The sequence below is a fragment of the Dietzia sp. Cai40 genome, from assembly GCF_014145165.1.
Taxonomy (GTDB): Bacteria; Actinomycetota; Actinomycetes; order Mycobacteriales; family Mycobacteriaceae; genus Dietzia; species Dietzia natronolimnaea.
On sequence record NZ_JAALEB010000502.1, the window covers coordinates 1 to 1,369 of the forward strand.

At 62.2% G+C, this 1,369-nt stretch carries 2 protein-coding genes; both read left to right on the plus strand.

Going from position 1 to position 1,369, the window contains the following annotated elements; genetic code table 11:
• Positions 1-93 precede the first annotated feature (93 nt).
• A complete protein-coding gene (locus G6022_RS16440; protein WP_031265333.1) occupies positions 94-453 on the plus strand; it encodes a metalloregulator ArsR/SmtB family transcription factor in 360 nt (119 codons plus the stop codon).
• Positions 450-1,046 carry a cadmium resistance transporter gene (locus G6022_RS16445; RefSeq protein ID WP_017838449.1) on the plus strand — a complete coding sequence of 199 codons (597 nt, stop codon included), beginning with the start codon at positions 450-452 and terminating at the stop codon, positions 1,044-1,046. The genes G6022_RS16440 and G6022_RS16445 overlap by 4 nt, the downstream gene beginning before the upstream one ends.
• Positions 1,047-1,369 lie beyond the last annotated feature (323 nt).

Here is a 1,369-nt window from a genome sequence, read left to right on the forward strand (position 1 = left end):
GCGGCCCGCCTGGCGCCGTGAATGTGCCTTAAAAACCTTTAGGTTTTTAGGGCGTTGTCACAACAGTTCAGCAGACGCTGTATAGTTCAGCAAGTGCTGACTATTGCTTCTCGTGTCGATGTGATGAACCGGTTAGGGCGGGCGATGGCCGACCCGACACGGTCCCGAATACTGCTGACCTTGCTGGAGCAGCCGGCCTACCCGGCGGAGCTGGCCCGGGATCTGGAGCTGACACGGTCGAACGTGTCGAACCATCTGGCATGCCTGCGCGACTGCGGGATCGTTGTCGCAGTGCCCGAAGGTCGCCAGACCCGGTATGAGATCGCAGACCCGCACTTGGCCCGGTCGCTATCTTCCTTGGTCGAGATCACCCTCGCGGTCAACGAAAACGCCTCCTGCTTGGAGCCCGACTGCTCAGTGCCGGGTTGTCACGCCACGGAGGTGCAGGCGTGATCCTGTCCTCGGCCCTGCAGGCGATCGGCCTGTTCATTGCCACCAATATCGACGACATCATCGTCCTGTCGCTGTTTTTCGCCCGCGGAGCAGGCCAACGCGGAACCACCGCACGCATTCTGGCCGGCCAGTATCTCGGGTTCGCCGGCATCCTCGGCGTGGCTGTGCTCGTCTCCCTGGGCGCGGGAGTCTTCCTGCCCCCGCAGGCCATCCCTTACTTCGGGCTGATCCCACTGGGCTTGGGACTGTGGGCCGCGTGGCAGGCCTGGCGCGGGGACGATGATGACGACGATGCAAAGGTCGAGGGCAAGAACGTCGCCGTGTGGACCGTGGCCGGCGTAACCTTCGCCAACGGTGGAGACAACATCGGCGTTTACGTCCCCGTCTTTCTCAACGTGGGCCCGGGAGCCGTGGTCGCCTACTGCATCGTGTTCCTGGTGCTGGTGGCGGGACTGGTGGGCCTGGCAAGGTTCGTCGCCACCCGCCGACCGATCGCCGAAGTCCTGGAGCGCTGGGAACACATCCTGTTCCCGATTGTCCTGATCGGCCTAGGCGCCTTCATTCTGATCAGCGGCGGAGCATTCGGACTCTGACAAAACAGACGCAAACCCGGCCGCCCACCCGTGAGTCGCCGACTCGCTCTAACCCTTTCGGCCAGAACGCCCGATTGGTACGTCGTACGTCGCCGCCAAGAAGTAACCACAGAAGACCGCCACAAAGCGATCAAGTCCACAGTCGCCGCTGTGTCACAGGGTCTAGTTCGGCACTTATGAAACACCTTCCCGTGGGGTCTAGGATCTATTGATACAGATTCCGGACGAAAGGGTCTCCTCATGGCTGATCGAATCGGGACGTTGCTCAACCGTTCTGGTGATGGTGGCGAGGAGGTGCTCATCGTCAGCCGCGGGAGCGTGCG